General features: G+C 49.0%; 15 protein-coding genes. 9 read left to right on the top strand and 6 right to left on the bottom strand.

What is annotated here, in order from left to right; genetic code table 11:
• Positions 1-199: 199 nt before the first annotated feature.
• Positions 200-400: a hypothetical protein gene (locus tag Q1Q75_RS16395; RefSeq protein ID WP_300672807.1), complete on the top strand. Its 201-nt coding sequence runs from the start codon at positions 200-202 to the stop codon at positions 398-400.
• A gap of 244 nt (positions 401-644) precedes the next feature.
• On the opposite strand, the gene Q1Q75_RS16390 is transcribed toward Q1Q75_RS16395, so the two are convergent.
• Both Q1Q75_RS16390 and Q1Q75_RS16385 read right to left on the bottom strand, forming a co-directional pair.
• Complete coding sequence (locus Q1Q75_RS16390) at positions 645-953, bottom strand: type II toxin-antitoxin system RelE/ParE family toxin (RefSeq protein ID WP_300672805.1); 309 nt, start codon at positions 951-953, stop codon at positions 645-647.
• Positions 943-1,182: a CopG family ribbon-helix-helix protein gene (locus tag Q1Q75_RS16385; RefSeq protein WP_300672803.1), complete on the bottom strand. Its 240-nt coding sequence runs from the start codon at positions 1,180-1,182 to the stop codon at positions 943-945. Before Q1Q75_RS16385 ends, Q1Q75_RS16390 begins: the two co-directional genes overlap by 11 nt.
• Before the next feature lie 968 nt (positions 1,183-2,150).
• Here Q1Q75_RS16385 and Q1Q75_RS16380 point away from each other — a divergent pair.
• Entirely contained in the window at positions 2,151-3,248 is a 1,098-nt protein-coding gene (locus tag Q1Q75_RS16380) for a LuxR C-terminal-related transcriptional regulator (RefSeq protein WP_300672802.1), read from the top strand.
• Positions 3,249-3,441: 193 nt separating this feature from the next.
• Positions 3,442-4,512, top strand: a complete 1,071-nt coding sequence (locus Q1Q75_RS16375; RefSeq protein ID WP_300672801.1) for a hypothetical protein — start codon at positions 3,442-3,444, stop codon at positions 4,510-4,512.
• Between the two features lie 213 nt (positions 4,513-4,725).
• Here the strand turns inward: Q1Q75_RS16375 and Q1Q75_RS16370 are convergent, their stop codons facing one another.
• Together Q1Q75_RS16370 and Q1Q75_RS16365 are read right to left on the bottom strand one after the other, a co-directional pair.
• Positions 4,726-5,355 carry a transposase gene (locus tag Q1Q75_RS16370; protein ID WP_300672799.1) on the bottom strand — a complete coding sequence of 210 codons (630 nt, stop codon included), beginning with the start codon at positions 5,353-5,355 and terminating at the stop codon, positions 4,726-4,728.
• Entirely contained in the window at positions 5,304-6,092 is a 789-nt protein-coding gene (locus Q1Q75_RS16365) for a transposase (protein ID WP_300672797.1), read from the bottom strand. The genes Q1Q75_RS16370 and Q1Q75_RS16365 overlap by 52 nt, the downstream gene beginning before the upstream one ends.
• A gap of 674 nt (positions 6,093-6,766) precedes the next feature.
• On the opposite strand from Q1Q75_RS16365, the gene Q1Q75_RS16360 reads away from it, so the two are divergent.
• The 3 genes from Q1Q75_RS16360 (at position 6,767) to Q1Q75_RS16350 (ending at position 15,076) form a co-directional block, all read left to right on the top strand.
• Positions 6,767-7,174, top strand: a complete 408-nt coding sequence (locus tag Q1Q75_RS16360; protein WP_300672796.1) for a PEGA domain-containing protein — start codon at positions 6,767-6,769, stop codon at positions 7,172-7,174.
• A gap of 1,101 nt (positions 7,175-8,275) precedes the next feature.
• Positions 8,276-14,224, top strand: coding sequence for a DUF3320 domain-containing protein (locus Q1Q75_RS16355; RefSeq protein WP_300672794.1), 5,949 nt, complete (start codon positions 8,276-8,278; stop codon positions 14,222-14,224).
• Between the two features lie 399 nt (positions 14,225-14,623).
• Positions 14,624-15,076: a lipocalin family protein gene (locus tag Q1Q75_RS16350; protein ID WP_300672792.1), complete on the top strand. Its 453-nt coding sequence runs from the start codon at positions 14,624-14,626 to the stop codon at positions 15,074-15,076.
• A 150-nt stretch (positions 15,077-15,226) separates the two neighbouring features.
• Here the strand turns inward: Q1Q75_RS16350 and Q1Q75_RS16345 are convergent, their stop codons facing one another.
• Entirely contained in the window at positions 15,227-16,504 is a 1,278-nt protein-coding gene (locus tag Q1Q75_RS16345) for an MBL fold metallo-hydrolase (RefSeq protein WP_300672790.1), read from the bottom strand.
• A gap of 788 nt (positions 16,505-17,292) precedes the next feature.
• On the opposite strand from Q1Q75_RS16345, the gene Q1Q75_RS16340 reads away from it, so the two are divergent.
• From Q1Q75_RS16340 to Q1Q75_RS16330, 3 genes are all read left to right on the top strand, one after another.
• Positions 17,293-17,820: a lipocalin family protein gene (locus Q1Q75_RS16340; RefSeq protein ID WP_300672788.1), complete on the top strand. Its 528-nt coding sequence runs from the start codon at positions 17,293-17,295 to the stop codon at positions 17,818-17,820.
• A gap of 97 nt (positions 17,821-17,917) precedes the next feature.
• Entirely contained in the window at positions 17,918-18,610 is a 693-nt protein-coding gene (locus Q1Q75_RS16335; RefSeq protein ID WP_300672786.1) for a hypothetical protein, read from the top strand.
• Positions 18,611-19,516: 906 nt separating this feature from the next.
• Entirely contained in the window at positions 19,517-21,220 is a 1,704-nt protein-coding gene (locus Q1Q75_RS16330; protein ID WP_300672784.1) for a class I adenylate-forming enzyme family protein, read from the top strand.
• A 494-nt stretch (positions 21,221-21,714) separates the two neighbouring features.
• On the opposite strand, the gene Q1Q75_RS16325 is transcribed toward Q1Q75_RS16330, so the two are convergent.
• Positions 21,715-22,158, bottom strand: coding sequence for a hypothetical protein (locus Q1Q75_RS16325; RefSeq protein WP_300672782.1), 444 nt, complete (start codon positions 22,156-22,158; stop codon positions 21,715-21,717).
• Between the last annotated feature and the right edge of the window lie 177 nt (positions 22,159-22,335).

The following is a 22,335-nucleotide window of genomic DNA, read 5'->3' as shown; positions in this document are numbered from 1 at the left end:
GACAGGGTCACAATGTCGATGGGACGGAGGCTATTCGCTCAGGAGAGAGGTTCATATTTGACGTTCACATGGGGGGGGGCCGAGCCATGCCAAAAAGAGCTGATTGGCCTCGTTAATATAGGCGATAAACATCTTTTTATGACGAAATATCCAGGCTAAATGACATTACATTTTATACCCCATGAGACGATTAATGGCTATGAGTTTCGAGAAGAGGTTTCATCATGTATTGCCTGTTCCGACACCAGGACGCCTGAGAAAACAAAAAGAAGCCTCCGGTGGCGAGGGTGGCGAAGCCACTGTAGCTAAAAACATCTCGAAAGCGGGTTATGAAAAATTGTTCTTCGGGCTTGGTTCTTCGTGCTTCGTTCAAGGAGTCGCTACGCTCCATCACTTTTAAAAAAAGCAAAACTGCCTCCGGCGGCAAGATGGGCCACCTCGAAAGCGGGGGGGAAACAATTCAGCCGCAGATGAACACAGATGCACGCAGATGCGGCCATCGGCAGACGAAATCAAAAACAAGCCAAAGGCTCCAACAATTCGGGTTCATATCACCTGCCCATATCCGAGATAGCCGGTGGAGCGCCGCACTCCTGTGCGGCTTTTTTTGCGGTATAGCTGCACCTCTGAGGTTTTGCCCTGTGTCAAGACGCGCCCCCCTTCCCTGAAATATCAGGGCTAAGCCATTTGCGGGATGTATGCATGACACGAAGAATAATGATCGTTTGATCTTTGATGGTGTAAGGTAGGATAAAAGGAAGACCGGTAACAATTAATTCCCGCGTACCAAGAACCCTGCCGGGTCGACCAAGCTCCGGATGATCGATCAGGCTATTTGCCGCGCTCCATATTTTTCGAGCGACCTTCTTTGCGGCGTCAGGTCGATCCTGTGAAATATATTCCACGGCATCATCGATATTTTTAAGGGCTGCATGCGTCCACTTAAGGAGCATCTATCCCCCACTTTCTGAACGTCTCTGCCACTTCATCCCTACTGGCAAGATCGTCCCTCTTGACCTCATTCAGGCCTTCATGGACCTCTTTTGCAAACCACTCTTCATAATCCAGAAAGCGATCAATGGCCTGGTTGATCACCCAGGAGCGTGGACGGTTCAAGCGTTTGGCCAGACCATCAACCCGCTCCAGAGTTGTCTCTTCTATGTTCAGGGTCGTTGTCTTCATGGGTTCATCCTTCGTTTTATTTACAATCATTACACGAGAATGCGTATCAATACAACGCAGGTTCGACACAGCCCGTGGAGCGCCGCACTCCTGTGCGGCTTTTTTTGCGTTCATGTTGTAACCCTGAGGTTTTGTCCTATGTCAAGACGCGACCTCTTTTCCTTTTGGTTGGTGCGGGAGCCGCACCCTACGCTCGGGAACCGGAGGTATTGGATAATGGTATGCTTGCGCACCATTTACCCGAAAAACCAAAATCCTTCTCCATTATTCATGCAACACGAAGGGTAATGATCGTTTAATTTTTGATTGTGTAAGGGAGGATAAAAAGAAGGCCGGGGACAGGGCGGTCCCGCGTATTGATCATACGGCCATGATGTAAATGAAGAAAAAAACTTATGGTTTATAATCGGACCCGTCTTCGCACACCCGGCTTTCCGAAAAGACCTTCACGTCGGCCGACCCCGGCACTACCAATCAAAATGGGTAAAAACCGCCGCCGATTCGGCTAAAATCACCCGTCCATGTAACGACATAGCCCGTGAAGTGCCGCACTCCTGGGCGGCGTTTTTTGCGTTCATGTTGTAACTCTGAAGTTTTGTCCTATGTCAAGACGCGACCCCTTTTCCCCAGGAAGATAACGGGGAACCTACGTTGTTCATGAAAAGAAGAGGCAGATCAATTGTAATGTATTTTGGTTGTGTGGCTTTTTTCTATGTTGATGGATTAGTAACACTCTTTTTCTAGTTTGAAAAACTCACTACACCGAGGTATGTAAAGCTCTAAATCACAGAAAGAAAGGGATTGTTATCTCGATTAAGTGATAACTCTATCTGTTTGGCTTCATGTATTGGGCACCCATTCATTACCTGTGTATCCCCCCCCCGTTCCCTCCATACTAAGATGGCTCTTCAGGTGGAGTATGCCTTCGATACCATTTTTATTCTTGCAGTTTGAGTAGGGCAGTATTTATGCTGAAACATCGAAATTCATCTAATTCAATTGAAAAATCAATTCGTTATTTATCCCAAGCGATTACCTCTCTCTCTAATTTTAACGACCTGCCAGATCTCATATTTAATGATTTAAACCCTATCCTCCCATTTGACTGGATGGCATTATTCAGCACGACTCCTGATCTGTCAAATGTATCGGTACTCACCAACACGTCGTGTCATGTGAACTGGGATGTACTACATGCAGAGGCGTTTCCGAAAGACCCACTGTTAATCAAAACCATTGAGCAACCAGCAGGTTCTTATGTTATCGGCCGGGAAGTTTTGGATATGACCAACGAGAAAGACCGGGCAAATTTTGAACTGAATGCGAAACTGAATGACACACGGCATCTCCTCACGATATCCGGTGGCATTGATGACAATAGAGCCTCTTGTATCGGTCTTTACCGATTTAATGAAAAGATGCCGTTTGGAGATCTTGATAAAGAGTTAACCGGAAAGATTTCCGATATGCTTGCCATGGGCGCAAAGTACACCGTCCTTCAGCAAGCCCATCACCAAAAAGCACTCATTATCGATGGATTGGTAAAGGTATGTGGCTTGCCCTACATTGTCTTAAATTCTGGCCTTAAAACCGTAGAAATTTCTATTATAGCGAGTGATCTTCTATATCAACTCACGCCTATTCATGCCAAAAGCCACCTCCCCCAACGACTCTGGGAATGGATAGAACAGACCGTTGCACCGACTGGAAAGCTCACACAATACCCAGGCATGTGGGAACATGAATTCCAGACCCGGAACTTTTCGATGCAATGCAAAGCCCACACCATAAAATCCGATACCGGGCACCTCCTGCTTCTGATTCGATTGATCCGCCACGCTGCCCGTGAAGAGTTTTCTTCTCTTTCTCATTTTGGCCTCACCCCACGGGAGATTGAGGCTTTGGAATACCTTCCCCTTGGCTACACCAACAAACAAATCGCCATGGCCATGGACATCCAGGAAGTGAGCGTGAAAAAACATCTTCGAAACGCAGGTGATAAATTAGGCGGTGCCTCGAAGACAGAAACCCTCTACCTTGCCATGAAATTGACGCGATCTTCATAAAAGATACTCTGAGTAAAAGTCGTCTATATCTTTTCTCTCATATATATCCCACAAGTCATAAGTATCCTTTTGGGTACTTACCCCCCATAAACAATCATGGCTATGCTCTCTTTACTGAGTCCATAATAATTCACGATTTTGGACATTTTGTAACTACTTAATACGGTTTGATTTTGATGGGGGAAAATTGAAGATGGCTAATCTAAAGGAGGGGATGATGAGAATGCGATTATTGATAGCGGTCGTACTTTGTTGTGTGTCCGTATTGGTAGGTTGTGGTGGAGGTAGTGGAGGTGATTCATCCACTGGAACTATCAGCGACCTGAGTGGGACTTGGTCTACTGTGGGCGGTTATAAAGGTTGCCCATTGACCGAGAAAGGTAGCATCGAGTTTACATACTATCCGGCTTCTTCATCATACAGTGCTGACTTTGAGGTGTATAATGGTGTTGAGCCGAGTTGTACCAACAGCCCTGGCTATGAATGGGAGGGGGTTGTGGAATCAGGAGGTAAGCCTGTGGTTCCATTAGATCTCATGAACTTTTTAAATATTATTAGTAAGCATACTGAGTGTACTGGTGTCATCTTTACTGACTCAAATACAATCGAAGTACAAGGTACCTATGATGGGCATAGTGCTTATCTGATTCTTAAAAGGTCGGGTACCGGTGATAACGATTCCTCGTTCAAACATATCACCGTGGATGAAATTAAATCAGCGATGTTATCTGATGGTTACACAGAGACCGACATACAAATCGTGCATGAAGATGGATTCGGCAATGGGGGGGCGATTGTTGACATAGGCCGCGTAATCATGTCACGGATTAGTGGAAATGAGTTTTCAAACGATATTGGATATTATTTTGATTACAAGTTAATGGAGAGTATGCATGATGATATAATTTCTCCGTCCGCAATTTTGTACATAGACATGGATAGAGATTCGTCGACAGGAATGTTCATAAATGGAATTGGTGCAGAAATTCGACTATCTGATGTCGACTATAGCACTTTAGTATCCGGTGTTTCAGTGTGGCATGACGCCTGGGTAGAAGTATCCACTGGCTCCTCTGAAGGAGCCGGAACAGATAGTGAATATGTAGAAGGTGGCATGCATGTATTTTTCGCAATTAATGGCACATCGCCTTTACAGACTGCTAATACTCGAGGTGTCATTACTTTAGAGTTACTGACACAAGATAATACCGGTACAGAAATATTATATGATTCAACACAAGCTTTCGATATTCCGATCCGTTAGCTCGGTAAAATGAAAGCTGCCCACCCAAGGGCGGCTTTCCATGTGTGTCGGAGGAAGCGGTCAGGTCTTGACATGAAGACCAGTAAAAGACAAGTAGACCTGTAATAGATCTGGGGACAGGCAATATACGCTTGTGCTCAAAAAAAATTTGCGGCGTAATCACAAAGATAGTAAGCTCACTTATTAACTCAAGTTTCGGACTTGCAGTTTGAGCTAATTTTGCAAAGTAGTTCTAATGCTTACGTCAGTAGAGCTAAAAAAAAGATTCATGCAGACTTCAAAGGTCTCTTTGATTTGCTTGCTTAAGCTATTGTCTACAGATTTGATTTGGCTAATATATTCCATCACAATTGTCAGTATGCGTTCGACAGACTCCATGAGAGTAATATCTTTGATCACTTGTGAACAGAACCTGAAAAGTTCACCGAATGTCCTGGGGTCATCATGCTGCCTCAACCGCCAAGCCATAAATTGATATCGAATGAAAACTACTGATATTTGGGCAATCAACGCATCAAAATTGCGACTTTGTATCTCCGATTCAAGCCGCAGGTGCTGCTTAGCCATTTTAAAGAACACTTCGATATCCCAACGCTTACCGTATATCCTGACAATCTCTTCGGCAGGTAACTGGGGATCTGTTGACATGATTGCAAGCCAATCTTTCTTTGAATTATGACGAACAAACACGATCTTTGCCGACTCGATCTCGTTTATCATAATTTTTTGAGACGCCAATATTCTTGCTCGTCCACGTCTTTTCGAAAGAGAGGCATAAATCTGTTTTAACGTCAGCTTTTTTCGCCAACTTGATATTTGGTACGTCCCTTCTTCATCATACAAATTACCGGTGCTGATTTTTGCAGTTCCAGAACTGTTTTAGGATCGCTGTACCATGAATCTACGAGGATATAATTGAATTGTAGCCCTTCATTTTTTATACGATGAGCCATTTCAACCGCAAGGAACGGTGCTTTTTTAAGAGCTTCGAGCCTTCTTCTAAACCCTATTGTCCGTTTATCAATATCGGTACGCATCTCGCAGAAACGTTTCTTTGGGTCTGCACTGGCAAGTAGAGAAAAATCAACAGGAATGAGGCTGTGTCCATCAGAAATTGCCGCTGCCTGTAGACGAAAGCCCCGAACATATCTCTTTGCACTGTGATCTTTCACACGGCTGAGAAGTTCAACATTTTTAGACCGATTACGGCCATAGGCGGTGGTGTCTATGATTAAAACCTTCTCACGATCGGTCAATTTAGAAATAACGTTGTATGCTTGATACCCAACCGCCAATAAAAGCCTTCGCCAGTTGCATTTTGAGTTGTTGAGAAGAGAGTACAACGCATCTTTGCCGAAGCCTACATTATCGTTGTCTGTTATCCCTTCGGAAAGACTTTGCCGGGTGAAAAGAAGTAAGAACAACGACATGAGGATATCAACCACTGAAGTTCCTCTTGTTTTCTTGAAACCGAACCGATTGAGTAATGTTCGAAATCGTGACTTTTTCATCACAAAATCAAGATCGTTCAGGAGATCAATAGATTTTGGTTGCGCTTCAGAAGATATCAAGGTATTCACGTGTTGCCTCTTTTGATTGTTGTTTTAGTTTGTTAGCACATACTGTTTACACAATCATCTGAGGTGTTTCAATTTTAAAAGATCAAAAAACAGCAATATCCTTCCTGAAATCATAATATTACATCAAGTCCGAAACTTGAGTTATTAACAATTAATTCCTATAAAACCAATTCATCTACATCAGATATTAGAAAGTAAAAGACCAAAGATCCGAACAATCTGCCTCGGATTCGTCGGATGGTTAGGACCGATACAGGCCAGTAAATTGTTTATTATGTCATCACTCGCACGGCGTTGAACGTCCCCCCTTCAAGGGACTGAAAAAAAATCGGTTGTGGATTTTAGCGGTTTTCCAGGACGTATGCTGTAAAGGTCTTAACATACAGAAAAATGTATCATCTATATCTCTTTGCCCCATGTCTTATTATCCCACAATCAACAAGTATCCTTTTGGATACTTACCCCTATAAATATTCATAGGTATGCTCACATTACTGAGTCTATAGTATTTCTCACTCAGATGTTACAATGCCTACCACAAGGCATCTTAATCTGAATAGGAAAAAGTTGAAAAAGTAAGTTAGATAATACTTATAAAAAGTATTGGCTATTCATCAATGTTCGACTTTAACATTAACTTTTAACTGTTCGCCAGAAATTGAGGATTACTTGTTATGAAAAAGAAATTTAGAACTTTTACAGTCGTTGTATTTGGTGTATTTATTTTAATGAGCTGGGGGTGTGCCACTGTTGTTAAGGGGCCAAATGAAAAAATTGGTATTTCATCATCACCTATTGGAGCAAACGTAACGGTTAACGGTATGACATACACTACGCCAGTAATTGTTGAATTACCCCGAAAAAAAAGTCATATTGTGGTTTTTGAAAAAGAAGGTTACGAAAGTGCATCAGGTACATTACAATCTGAAATGTCTGCTTGGTGGGCATGGAATTTTATCTTTGGATATGGTGCTATCTTAGGTATCCCTATCGATATTGCAACAGGCTCAAGTAAAAACCTAACACCTGACAATGTACATGTAACTATGCAGCGAAATATTGAGTTAAGCGCAAGAAAATAGTTATAGAGAAATTTAATTTAAAGATGACAGAACCAAACCATAAGGATTGCTCGTGACCGATGGTCACATCAATCCTTTCTTCTATAGGAAAAGTAGGGGTACTGTAACGGATTACATAGGAGCATGCTTCCAATTGCTTTTTACATGAAGGCCCCACCATCAGTCGTTGACTGGTGGGTGAGATGCTCTTTTTCATTCTGTGGCTATCGCAATTTTATTTACTTTCAGCCCTTCATTACAGACTTGGGGCCAGGCAAGATACACTTAATGGGGGGGGGGACAATGGGCAGGCGTGGCATACGCTTCTGCTGACCCAGTTTGCCTGCCCCTTGGGGTACCCTGAGGCTCTTCCAGAAAAATTTTTCCTGGGTGAGTGGGAGCAAAATCCCGCATGATAACTCCTTAATGATCATCCACAACCTCGACGTGATGAACGCCGGTTTCCCGCCACTCAAAACAAATGCGCCGAAGAAATCCGCTCAGCACCTTTGATTTTTAATCATTGAATTTTCTAAAAAATAATAACCTCAAAAACAATTCAGCCACAGATCAACACAGATTCACGCAGATGCGGCTACGCCGCTGAAAAGCATTGGAAAACGGAATCAAAAATGGGGCAAGAACGCCCATGAGAAAGGTTCCTATCACCTGCCGATGCAACGAGATAGCCGGTGGAGCGCCGCACTCCTGTGCGGCTTTTTTCGCGTTCATGTTGTAACCCGAAGGTTTTGTCCTGTATCAAGACGCGACCCCTTTTCCCATACTCAATATTATAATAAATACCTTGAAGTCAAAGCCACGAAAGAAAAGCAAAATCAGCTTTAAAGGTAGCTCACCTTGCCGCCGGAGACAGATTTTTAGATCAATTTATTCTGCTTACGTTTCTATAGCGCACAGCACTCCTGTTCAGCCCTTTTCCAGGCCACACTCCCCAGAGGAGTGCCTCTCAAAAAGCACCGCTGACAAAACCCCATACACCCCAGCAAGCAACACATTGAAATTTCATTGATAACATCAGCTTAATTTCATATACTCAAAGGTTATCAAGAGATTTGTACAATCGTGTTTTGTCATTTAATAGCCAACCGACAGGAGTACCCCATGGAACCAGAACGTCCCTCGTCCGCAGCCATACAAAGCGAGATCGCGACAAAATTAAATTTTGCCTGCCATCAAAGCGCCTTCGCTTTTTTACGCGACCTGAGGATTGAGAACAAGGCCCATGAAGCACGATTGGAAAACCTCCTTGTCACGTTGTCGTCAAACCCACCATTTCTGAAACCCAAATCCTGGAGACTTGATCTCATCGCGCCAGAAGGGACGATTTCCATCAAGGACCGGGATATTGAACTCGATGGAGGCTTTCTCCTCAACCTTGCCGATTCCGTTCGTGGCACCGTCACCATTGCCGTCGAAAAAGACGGACGGATCATAGCGGAAGAGACCAAACCGGTGGAACTTCTGGCATACAACGAATGGGGCGGGGCCGGGTACATGCCCGAGCTGCTCGCCTCTTTCTCCATGCCGAACGATCCGGCGGTGGATCGCGTGCTCCGCGATGCCAGCCTGGTTCTTCGAAAGGCGGGCAAGCCGGACGGTATCGACGGATACAAGGCGGGAAGCCGCCAGCGGGTATGGGAAATCGCATCATCGATTTACACGGCCATAGCCAACCTTAACATTACCTACGCGTTGCCACCGGCCAGTTTCGAGCAAGACGGCCAAAAAATCCGTTTACCCATCCACATTTTAGAGAACCGGATTGCCACGTGTTTGGATTCAACGATGCTGTTTGCATCCGCTCTGGAACAGGCAGGGCTCAACCCCGTTATCGTTTTGCCTCAGGGACACGCGGTGGTCGGAGTGTGGTTGCAGCCCGAAGAACTTTCGACCATTGTCATCCATGAGGCTGAAACCCTGAGAAAGCGCATCCAACTCAAGGAACTGCTTCTGATTGAGACGACCTATATAACGTCTCACCCCGCGCCACCCTTATCTAAAGCGGTGGCAGCGGCGGCCGAAACGATCATCTCGGACAACGACAACACCTTCAATGCCGCTGTCGATATCCGGCGCGCCCGTGCCCACCGGATCGCACCTCTTGGTTTGAAATCTCAGGAACCATCAAAAGCAACCGAAGACACAGACACAGCAAGCGTCGTACTCGCCCTCGAAGACGCCCCCGCCCTGCCTGACTTTGATGATGGCGTTGAAGAGGAATCGGTGCCGGAAACGCCCGCTGGCCGATTGGAACGCTGGCAACGAAAATTACTGGATCTGTCTGCCCGCAACCCGCTGCTCAATCACAAATCCACGAAAACGAGCCTGCGCATACTTTGCCCAGACCCGGGATTGCTGGAGGATAAACTCGCCGAAAGCGCTCGCATTTCAATCCAACCGATTCCGCGCCCAACGTCCCAGGGGCAGGATCAAACACTGCATCGGCAACGTACGGGTGAGGTGATCACAGAAGAATACGCCAGAGATGCCCTTGAGAAGAAACAGGTCCTGGTCGACTTACCGGAGGAGGAGCTATCCCGCCGTGCGGTCGACATTTACAGAAAGACGCTGACGGCGCTTCAGGAAGGAGGATCAAACACGCTCTACCTTGCGCTTGGATTCCTGTTATGGAAACGAAATGAGAAAGACGAACGCCAATTCCGCGCCCCGCTCATTTTATTGCCCGTTACCCTGGAGCGAAAATCCGTTCGCAGCGGAATTAAAATACTCTCCCACGACGATGAGCCTCGATTCAACACGACCTTGCTGGAAATGCTACGAAAAGATTTCCAAATTGATATCCGCAGCTTAGACGGATCACTACCGGAAGACCGCAGCGGCATTGACGTAAACGGCATTTGGAATACGGTTCGGAAAGCCATCAAGGAGGCACCAGGTTTCGAAGTGGTCGAAGAGGTGGTGCTGGGACACTTCTCCTTCGCCAAATACCTCATGTGGAAGGACCTGGTCGATCGAACCGACGTGCTGCGAAAAAATGCCATCGTCAAACACCTCATCGACACGCCACGCGACCCGTATCCCAGCGGTATCGCCTTTGTAGACGGCAATCAGGTGGATCAGCTCTACAAACCTTCCGATCTGTTGGCGCCCCTTCCTGCAGATTCATCTCAAATGGCGGCCATTGCCACTGCCGACCGGGGTAAAGATTTTATCATCATTGGTCCACCGGGCACAGGAAAGAGCCAGGCCATCAGCAACCTGATTGCCCATATGCTGGGGAAAGGGAAAACTGTTCTTTTCGTCTCCGAAAAAACGGCGGCGTTGGAGGTGGTGTCCCGACGCCTGAAACAAATCGGGCTTGGCCGATTCTGCATGGAACTGCACTCCAACAAAGCCCGAAAAGCCGATGTACTTGCCCAATTGCGTAACGCCTGGGAACTTCAGCAAACAACCGATGCCAAACCTTGGCAAAAGGAAGCAGAGCGCTTACAGGTCTTACGCGACAAACTCAATCGAGTCGTGGAGCGGCTTCATATTCCGCGCAAAAATGGCATGACAGCCCATCACGCCATCGGAATAAAGGTACGCGATGAAACGCTGGCAACTCACGTGAGCTTCTCCTGGCCATCCTCAGACCAGCACGACGAAGCCCAACTGGAAGCGATGTATGACGCCGTCGAAAAATTGCGCATTCAAGTCGCAGCCGTGGGTGAAGTGGCCGACAGCCCGTTCCATCTGGTGGCAAAGGGTGACTGGTCGCCGCAATGGGAGGGGCAGGTGGTTGAACGCGCGGGCCGTCTGTCTGCAACAGCATCGTCAGTGAATCGCGCCTGCGAGGTGCTCACAGGCGCCATGGGGATCATCCTTCCAGATCACTCCATGGAGCGTTTGGATGGCGTGGCCGATCTTGCCACCATCTTGATAGACTCCTTTCGCAAACAGACGTCGTATGCCCTCGAGCCTGATGGGTCCGATCAAATCGAGGCCCTTGAAGAAGCCGTGCAACGACTCAAAAGCTATGCGGAGGCACAAGCCGGACTTAGTTGCGCATACGATCCCATGGCCTGGCGCGCATTGGACGGTGACGAGATCGCCCAGCGATGGAGGGAAGCGCAGGAGGCTTGGTGGCCCAAAAGCTTTTTCGCACGCCGCCGCGTGATCAAGGCGATGAAAACGGCGGGCGCACAAGGCACACCTGATCCAGCTATTGATGCGTCAACACTCAAACGGTTGCGTGAAGAAGGCGAAGCCATCGACCGCCTGGACACCCATCTTTCCCACTTCAAGGAGTGGACGGGACACACCACAAGCCCGGATGTGGCGTTCGATTTGGAGACCTTGGGGAGGAGGGCTCGCATTGCCGTGGGCAAATTGGCCGACAACGCGCAGGCACTGATGGAGGTGAGAGGCAAAATCCGAAGCCTCATGAATGACGGCAACGACCTGCTGGCACCGGAGGCAGCAGTGGGGAGGGCCGCGCAAGATTTTTTATCTGCACAGCAGGCACTTCACGAAACCTGCGAGGCCTTCGAGGCCATTGCCGGTCAGTCCATACGCGACCTCTTCGCAAAAAAAGGCAAGGCGTTGGACGCGATGCGGGATACGGCCGACAGCATCGCTGCTCGTCATGCAGAACTGCATGACTGGTGTGGATGGCGCCACCGCCGCACTGAGGCGATGGATCTGGGACTCAGCCCCCTAATCAAGGCGATCGAAAAGGGGCTCGTTCCCACCGAAGAGATCAAAAAGACCTTCGAAGCCGCTTATTGCGCGTGGTGGTCGGGCATGGTCATCGGCGAAGATGACGTCTTACGTACCTTCTCGACCCCCGAACACATGGCAGACATCGAGAATTTCCGTCTAATTGACAGCAACTTCCAGGCACTCACGGCAGCATACATCGGAGCCAAGTTGGCAGGGAACCTACCGGGATCGGAAGATGTAAAACGTAAATCTTCCTGGGGTGTTCTGCGTCACGAACTTCAGAAAAAAACCAGGCACAAACCGGTTCGACAGCTGATCAAAGAGATCCCGGACGTTCTCACCACGCTTGCGCCGTGCCTTATGATGTCCCCTCTTTCAGTCGCCCAATACCTCCCGGCTGAACAGGCGCTGTTCGATGTGGTTATCTTCGATGAGGCATCTCAGATCACTGTTTGGGACGCAGTCGGAGCCCTGGCGCGCGGGCGTCAAGCCATCATCGCAGGGGATCCGAAACAGATGCCACCAACGAATTTCTTCGCTCGTTCCGATGACGATCCGGACGGTGACGTAAATGCAGAAGGAGATCTGGAGAGTATCCTGGACGAAATGTTGGGAGCCTGCATTCCACAACGAACGCTCAACCTGCATTACCGATCCCGCCGAGAAAGCCTTATCGCGTTCTCCAACAGTCGATACTACAATAACGGACTGATCACATTTCCAGCACCCGTTCACCCGGATCACGGAGTTCGATTGGTACGACCCGAGGGGTTCTATGCACGCGGTCAAGCGCGCCACAATCAAGGCGAAGCAAAAGCAATTGTGGCGGAAATCCTGCGCCGCCTTACCCACGCAGACCCTGAGGTTCGAAAACAATCCCTGGGGGTGGTGACCTTCAACACGGAACAGCAGTCCCTCATCGAAAACCTTCTGGACGACGCCCGTTCCAAGAACCCCGGCATTGAATGGGCATTCTCCTCCGAAAGTTCGATAGAACCCGTCTTTGTGAAGAACCTCGAGACGGTGCAAGGGGATGAGCGCGATGTGATACTCTTCAGCATCACTTACGGCCCGGACCAGAGTGGCCATCTCACCATGAACTTCGGCCCCTTGAACCGAGAAGGGGGCGAACGGCGCCTGAACGTGGCCATGACGCGGTCTCGCTCAGAAATGCTTGTGTTCTCAACCCTCAGCCCTGATAAAATTGACCTATCCCGGACCCAGGCTCGAGGGGTCGCCGACCTGAAACATTTTCTGGAATACGCTGAACGCGGCCCTTCGGCCCTGGGAGCGGCGACCTATGGCTCCATCGGAGATTTTGAGTCCCCGTTCGAATCAGCCGTCGCACGAGCGCTGCGGGACAAGGGATGGGATGTCCACCCCCAGATTGGCGTGTCCGCCTACCGGATAGACTTGGGGATCACCCACCCGGATAAGCCGGGTCTCTACCTCGCCGGGATCGAGTGCGATGGGGCCATGTACCACAGCTCCGCTTTTGCACGGGAACGAGATAAAATTCGCCAATCGGTACTTGAGGGATTGGGGTGGACGCTATTTCGAGTCTGGTCGACCGATTGGTGGACCCACCGAACCAAGGCAATTGAAACACTTCACAACGCGTTGCAGGGCCACCTTGAGGCAGACCGCCAGAAACAAGAAGAAGTGACTCAGACGTCAGAAGCCATTGTTGCCGATCCCCCGCCTTACCCGGAGCCGGCTTGTACCGATCAGGACGCCGTCGCTGACAACCCGATCGTATTCGACCCGACGGTCACGTCGCCAAGGTTCCCCATGGCCGCCCATCGCTCGATACCACACACTCCGACGGATGACATCCCACCCCACCAACCATCAGAGTGTGCAAAAAACTTAGTGATCCATGATAATCACAGCTACGTTGTAGCCCTCCTCAATGAGGATCGATACCAGTCAAACCCGGATGCATTCTATTCTTTAGAGTACACACCCCGCCTGTCGGACATGGTCGAGCATGTCATCGATACGGAAGGCCCCATCCATGAAGATGTGCTGGTCCGAAGAATTACCCACCATCACGGATTCAAACGCGCAGGACGCCAGATCCGTGACATTGTGACAACGTTAGCGCAAGGCCATCGAGACAAGACTCTCGATACTGTGGGCACATTTTACTGGCCCAAAGATACGCTTGGTAACATCCCACCTGCGCGCTACAAGGACCGTAATGCTGACATGAGAAAAGTGGAATATATCTGTGATGACGAAATTTGCGCAATCGACATGCTATTATCTCTGGACGGCGATCCGACCGAAATAGCGCGCAGCCTCGGCATTGCCCGACTGACCCAGACGGCCCGAGACCGCTTATGCAACGCATTGAATGTAAACACTGAAAACAATTCATAACTCTTCAACTGTTTAAAAAAGAGCCTCCAGCGGCCCTGCCGGGGGCCAAACTTTTGAAAAGTTCGACAAACAAGCCTTGTTTTGAGAAGAGGTCACGCCTACACATCTGACAAAATACCATTGAAGCGGGAAAAGGGGTCGCGTCTGGAAATACGCAACCCTTCCCGAACCCTTTCAGGACAGCAGGTGACTATCGAAATCCACTTGACCGACGCATCACCCTGTGAGACACTTTACGCCAACACCCAACCCACCTTATTTAATTGAAATTCATTCTAAAAATTTAATCTAAGCATCATCTCCAATGGACGGTTATCGGACCTGTGAAATCTTAAATAATCGGCTTGATAGACGCCGGCCCCCCTATACGCTGTTGTGAGAGGTAAATAAGGAGAAACAATGAAAAAGCTATCCATAGCATTCATTCTATTCCTGACGGGGTGTGTTGGAATGCCGGAAAATGTAAAACCCGTTGATCGTTTCAAGCCAGAAAAATATATGGGCACATGGTATGAAATTGCGAGACTGGATCATTCATTTGAGCGGGGATTATCCCGAGTTACGGCTGATTACAGTTTGCGCGATGATGGGGGGATTCGCGTACTGAATCGGGGGTATTCGGATGAAGAAAACGCATGGAAAGAGGCCGAAGGCAAGGCTTATTTTGTTGGCGGCTCGGATCAGGGGTACCTGAAAGTTTCGTTCTTCGGCCCCTTTTATTCTTTTATTAGGTTAAGGGGACAGGCAACATACGCTTTTGGGCGACAGGACCACTCTTCCTATGCGCTGTGTGACAAATTGGTGGCCGGGATGTCAGTTCTCCTGCCTTTTTACCCGTGCAACAGCTGTTGAACATGCTTTTTGCCCGAATTCATCGGGAGAATCAAAACAAAGTACCTCAGACTAAATGGCATACGTCCAGTGGTTTTAAAAGGGCTCTTGAATTTCCCGAAATCTTCCCTATCCCTTACATCGTAAATTTAAAGACTTGGTGCGGATAGATCAGTAGCCGGTCTCGTCCCAATTTTCCGATCCGTCATCATTCACGCGTGGGATTTCGTCCGTAGTGTCTATCTGAGCATATGGATCATAGATCACGTTGCCGTCATCGTCGTACCGCCAATAGATGGGGGCAGCTGTCGGCACTCCCAGAGTTGTGGGCGGCGGATTAAATGCAAACGCGGAAACGATGGCCTTGCGTTGCAAAATGTTTGTCTTGGAAACATTGAACACCATCAGGTCCGAGGCGAAGGTGAAATTGTTCTCTTCGGTGATGTTATATTTATTTTCAATACTTTGTAAGGCAGATGCCATGGTGTCGTCGGCAGCCTGAAAATGGGTGGCGATGGTCAGGCGGGGGGGAGAGGATATCTGGCTCAGCATATAGCCGAGGGCACCTTGCGGGGTATGGGAACTGTTCTGTACGGCCTGGGTGTACGCGAAAGACTGATCCCAGCCAACATCTCCATCCTGGAGTTCGGTGTTTTTTGTGGTCCAGACATCGGCGGGCATGACCATCTCATGGATCAGGATATCCGCGCCTTCTGCCCGTTTGAGCATGGTGTAATTGGGTTTCGTGTCGCCGCTGAAGACCAGGGACATTCCGTTCCAATTCAGTTTGTAGCCGATACTCCCTCTTCGACAGTGTATCACGGGGAAATACGAGATACTCACCCCTGTAGAGTAATTTTTGTATGCGATGCCTTCGCTTTTATAGTTTAATTCATAGGCATAGATGGCATAGGCATCATACGGATCATCCGGGTACGCCGTTTCGTTTCCCACGAGGTAGGAGTCACATCCTTCGAAACAATCGGGATTCTGGCTGTGGCTGAGATCATTTTGGGGGTCGGCGTATCTCGTCGGTCCAAAGCTGAAGGATTCGGTATGCCAGCGCATCAATTCCCGGAATTTTTCACAGAAGGCCCGTAGCCCGTCTTCAAAGGGACCGCGCGTTTTTCCATCGGGGTCGGTATAAGTCCAGTTCGTATTGCCGGGCCCCCAGATGCACAGGGGAAACTTGCGGTCTTCCGAAGGGCCGAAGCTGTAGATATGGCTGAGATCGCTCATGTGATCCCCGTGCAGATGGGTCAGAAATATCTTGTTCATCTTGCTCTTGGGGATGCCCATGGCAGTATACTTGGCCACCACCCCGGACCCACAGTCGAAGATGAATTGATCCCCGCTGCCCACCTCTACGAAGATGCTGTTGCATTCCTGTGAGAGCCGCGGGATGCATGATGTGCCGAAAAAAGTGATCCGCATCTCGTTCGGGTCCAACGGTTCTCCAAGTGGAAATTCGGACAGACTGTCAAACAGATCGTTGCGTTCCGAGGGGGGAGTTATGCCTGTGTTCCTTCCTGAACTTTTTGATGAATCTTTCTGTGAATTTTTTTTTCGCATAAGCTACCTCCTTTTATAGTACCTCTGCAGTTTCTTGCAGTTGAATACAATGAGCGAGATATCACTTTGTGCGGGGAAGAGTCTGGTTGGATTGGGCACGAATTTAGTTGAATTCCGATTTTTGTGCGGTTTGTAGGGTGACTTTTAAAATTAAATCGAAAAGCGCCTTTTGTCAATAATAATATCTTAAAATATTACATACTTGACATATGCTACCAGCCTATTAAAGGCACAATATGCTTGCGTTTCTCTTCGGCCTTAGTCAGGTACCGGATACTGGGGAGCCAGGACGAATCGACACAGCGAAAGGGATCGCTTGGATATTGGACATACGCAACCCTTCCCTACCCCTCCTATAGGCACAGGTGACGGGCGAAATCCACTTGACCCCCACACCACCCTGTGAGACACTTTCCCCAAACAACTATCCCACCTTTTTAATTGAAATTCATTCTAAAAATCCAGCCCAAGAATCATCTCCAATGGACTGTTTATCGGAACCTGTGAAATCTTAACGAATCGGCTTGATAGACGTCGGCCCCCCTTAACCCGAATATTTCATGACAAAGCGATCATGCCAATGCAGTAACTTTTTATTACGGCACTCGACTCCTGAAATATTCGGGTTAGACACGGCTGTGATCGGTAACTAAGGAGAAGAAACGATGAAAAAACTATCCATAGCCATCATTCTATTCCTGACGGGGTGTGTTGGAATGCCGGAAAATGTAAAACCCGTTGATCATTTCAAGCCAGAAAAATATATGGGCACATGGTATGAAATTGCGAGACTGGATCATTCATTTGAGCGGGGATTATCCCGAGTTACGGCTGATTACAGTATGCGTGATGATGGGGGGATCAGAGTATTAAATCGGGGGTATTCGGCTGAAGAAAACGCTTGGAAAGAGGCCGAAGGCAAGGCGTATTTTGTTGGCGACTCGGATCAGGGGTACCTGAAAGTTTCGTTCTTCAGACCCTTTTATGGCGCTTATATCGTTTTTGACCTCGACCATGGAAATTACCAGCATGCGCTCGTTTGCGGCCCGGACACATCTTATTTATGGCTTCTGGCCAGAAGCCCAAAGATACACCCAGACTTAAAAGAGCGGCTCATAGAAAAAGCAAAAAAGATGGGCTTTCAAACAGACACATTGATATTTGTCGATCACGAAAAATTACCGCCTTCGTGACACGAAGGCTAAGCAAAACCTGCTTTCAAGGTGGCCCACCTTGCCGCCGGAGGCCTTTTTTGCGGCGCTTCTTCAATACACATCGAATGGAGACAGGATGCATAAGCTTTTACTTGGAATATTAATGATCCCCTTTTTCGTCACATGTTCATTGGCTACGGATGACTCTCTTTCTGATTTTTCGCATTACCGATCTTCCCCCTTCCAATGGGTCTACCCGGAATATTTCTATGAAGCAGATATCGTATCCGTCCAAACGAAACCCCGGGCCACAAAATCCGAAAACCGGATTGATTTTTTCGGACTTTCGGCATGTATACCCAAACACTACGTAAAATCAGACAAAAAGATATCCGAGAATACGATATACTATCATTCTAAAACGGATAAAAAAGAACTGCTTTTTATTACCCTTCATGATGAAAAAAACCTTCTCGGATCGACGTCCGCTCGAGAAAAATCGAAAGATTTTTTCTCTGCTTTCTCCTCTGCCGAAGAATTTCACCACAAGGCATTCACCCTGACGCCCCCCATGATCGATGAGACAACACCCACTGGAGATTTATGGATGATCCATGCCAAAGGCATGCTCTTTGAAGACACACACCGTATTCGAATCATCAAAGGTGACATGTTCACAGCCTACGGCAGAATTTTCAAAAAAGAGTTCCATCGCTTAACAGAAGATATCGTCATTTTTCATAAACGCCTGCCCCCGACAAAATACCTGACCATGGGATTCAGAACACATGATAATACCCCTGATGTCATCCTCTCTACCCTCCAATAGCTAACCCGAATATTTCATGAGAAAATAACCACGCCAAGGCAATGATGAGTTATTGCGAAGTGTTACTAAGAAGTATATAGACATTTCAAAAATGCAAAATGGAATTCACCCTTTTCTACTCGCTTTCTTCACCCTTCGGGCGAGCCGAGTGCACCCATCTTCTGCGTTATCAGAGCTTTGAGGTAAGGTTGGTGGAAATAAATAATGCTACAGGTGGCTCCCCTGAATACCTCTGGGATTTGACCCGAGGAACGAGGGGCAAAGCCCAGAGGTAAACTGCTTTCAAGGTGGCTCACCTTGCCGCCGGAGGCATTGCTTTTTGTGCTTTTATTATTTTCCTGCAACCTAAACCACTACATCTTCAGCTCTGATGCCTTGCGTATGAGCGCACCCAACTCGTGAAATATCCGGGATAGGCTTCGATGATCGGTGCGGCGCTTCAGCGGTGCGCAAGCGCCCCCTACCCCATCCCTCCACCCCGCCACCGAGTTATTCCGGTTAAAGTCAACGGTTGAATTGAATTCTGACCATCAATAACGCCTGCACGTGCGACGCACTCTGCGGTTCCTTACACTTCACGCGAATGCGGACGCATTTCAGCCCGAAGTGACGCCACCCAGCGCGCATTCGCAAACCCGCTTTCAAGGTGGCGCCACCTTGCCGCCGGAGGCATTGTTTTTTGTTCTTTTATTTTTTCCCTGCAACCTTACTCATCATCCCTTACGCCGCATGAGACAGGCGTCTCGCCCTTGTTATTCCCTTCCGTTCACACGTCAGGGAACGTCCTTCGTCACCCCTCACGGATCATTGCCTGTCCTTGTGTCAAAAACCTTTACACATGCCTTATCCGAGGTTTAAGACCTTGGGGGTTGGTTGGAATACAAACGAAGGCAAAGGAGAGAAACAATGGTGAAAGATTACACGGCATGGCAGTTGCCTCTCATCTCCGACTACGTCCAGAAGTGGGCGTTATTGACCCCTGAAAATGACGCGCTTATTTCGGTGGAGACCGGTCAGCGTTTTTCCTATCGAGAGTTTAACGAGGCAAGCGACCGCTACGCCATGGCGTTAACGAAGATGGGGCTCACACGGGGCGACATCCTCATCACCCAGTTTCTGGCGGTGCCGGAGTTTTTTCTTCTCGTCTATGGATGCCTGAAAGCCGGCATCATCATCTCCCCCATCGACATTCGCCTTCAGCCCCACGAGGTCACTCGGGATATCCAAAAAATCGAGGCCAAGGCCTTTGTCTGCCCGGGCAACACAATGATCAAAAATTTTTCAGGGGTAGTGGATGCGGTAAAACGTGACTGCCCGTCGGTTGAGCATATCGTGCAGTGGATGCCCTTTGGACTGCCCGACGACATGGAGCAAAGCTCCACAAATTTCGGAGACGTTTTCGGTGAAAAGGCCCTTGAGGCGCTGTCAGAAGACGCGACCCTCCGCACCGCGGTGCAGGCCGTGGAAGGCGGCCTCACGCAACGTGATCCGGCCCTCATCATCTTCACCACCGGCACCACCGGAGACCCCAAGCCCGCCCTTCTCTGCCATGAGAACATCCTCATCAACAACGAGGTGGCCTCACGGGGAGCCAGTGTCTACGGATCCAACTTCCGCCTCTTGAACATCATGCCCACCAGCCACGTGGCCGGCACCTCCCAGGGCCCCATGACCGCCTGGTATGCAGGAGGCGCCGTGGCCTCCATGGGCATCTTCGCCCCGGACAAGGCCATGGAAGCCCTGGGAGCCCACCAGTGTACCTTCATCGGCGGTGTCCCCACCCACTTTCGCATGCTCTGGGCTCTGCCCAACTACGAGGAATACGACCGAAGCAGCCTCCGCTTCACCCTCTACGGCGGCAGCTCCGTGGACACGGCCTTCCTCGAAAAACTCGCCGAGATGTCCCCCCTCTTCGGCACGGCCTACGGCATGACCGAGTCCGGCGGCTTCTTCTCAGCCACTCCCAAAGGGATCTCCGTTTCCGAAATGGCCGGTCAGGTAGGCCAGTTCTTCCCCGACCTCGCCCCCGTCACGATCCGAAGCCCCATGAACGAGGACGGCACCGCAGGCGAGGAGCTCACCAAAGGAGAGGTCGGCGAAATCTGCGTCGAAGGCGGCATTGTTTTTCTCGGCTACGTCAACAACCCGGAGGCCACCCGCGCCTGCCGATCCACCGAAGGCATCCTCTACACCGGCGACATGGGCTCCCTCGCTCCCAAGGGCGGCTATGACGCCATTGTCTTCTCCGGTCGCCGCAAATTCGTGATCAAACCCAAAGGCTACCTTGTCTTCCCCGATGAAGTGTCTGACTTCCTCTCCAGACACCCGAAGGTCAACCAGGCCCAGGTCGTGGGCGCCCCCCACGACCTCTTCACCGACGGCGTTTTTGCCTTTGTTCAACCCAATGAAGAGGGAGGCGTCACGGAAGAAGAGCTGGCCGACTACTGCAAAAACATCGCCTCCTACAAACGGCCCTCACACATCCACTTCTGGCCCGTGGGCGAACAATTCCCCGTTAACAACGTCAACAAGGTGGACCTCATGAAGCTTGTGACACGGGCTGAGGACATCGTGGAAGAGCTGCGGGCTGCAGGGGGGTGGGACAGATAGAAAAAAAGGTTCTTGGTGCTTGGTTCTTCGTGCTTCGTTCGAGGAGTCGCTACGCTCCATCACTGTTAAAAAAAAATTCAGCCACAGATGAGCACAGATTCACGCAGATGCGGCTGCGCCGCTGAAAAACACAAGAGAAGACGGAATCAAAAAGGGGACAAGGCCCGACGATTCGGGCTCATATCACCTGCCCCTATCCGAGATATCCGATGGAGCGCCGCACTCCTGTGCGGCTTTTTTCGTGGCCAATTTCCGCCAAGGTGCAATGATTCACCAACATCCAGCTCGAACCACCCGTCGGTATCAAACTTTTTTGGGGCAGTAATGACGAAAAAAGAAATCATCATGGGATGAGATTCAATATCACATTTTTTCGCCTGTCCTCTGGCTCCCCTGGTTCATAACGAGAATTCCACATCACATTTTCACCCACGGGTGGGAAAACAGGTTAAAAACGATTCATCGAATTTAACGCCCCGAATAAAATTAAATTTCTATCCTCTACTCGGAAACGTTTTCCACCCGCCCACGGTCCCCATGACAAAAAGCAGCCCAAACAATAGAGACCCGGCCGAAAAGACGACAAAACGTGGGGCAATGGGTATGGAAGCCTGCATAACGCCTGCCACGACCAGACATTCCGGGATAAGCATCAAGCCACGCAGGAGATAGACGCAGCATATCACCACAAGCATCGGCTTCAGCCACGGCAAGGGACGAAAATAGCCCGCCCCGGAGATGGCATAGAGTCCAAATATCGCGACAATCCCTGCGATGATAAAGCTTACAAAAATAAGAAGACAACTATTTACAACCAAGGCTTCTGGCGCGCCAAAGTACAGGCTCAGTGAGGGTGAAAAGCTTATAACGACCTGGAAAATTGCAAAAAGAAAATTCAGTGCGCCGGAAAAAACAAGGATCGGCTTAAAATTATTCACCTGCGACCTCCTTTATTCTTTTTAAAACCACTGGCTATCCCGGATATTTCACGAGTTGGGTGCGCTCATATGCAAGGCATCAGAGCTGAAGATGTAGTGGTTTACCTCAAAGCTCTGATAACGCGGCAGATGAGTGCACCCGGCTCGCCCGAAGGGTGAGAAAATCAGACAGAATAC

This window comes from Desulfoluna sp. (genome assembly GCF_030145185.1).
Taxonomy (GTDB): Bacteria; Desulfobacterota; Desulfobacteria; order Desulfobacterales; family Desulfolunaceae; genus Desulfoluna.
Note: the sequence above shows the minus strand (reverse complement) of the source record. Positions and strands in the feature narration are given on the sequence as shown.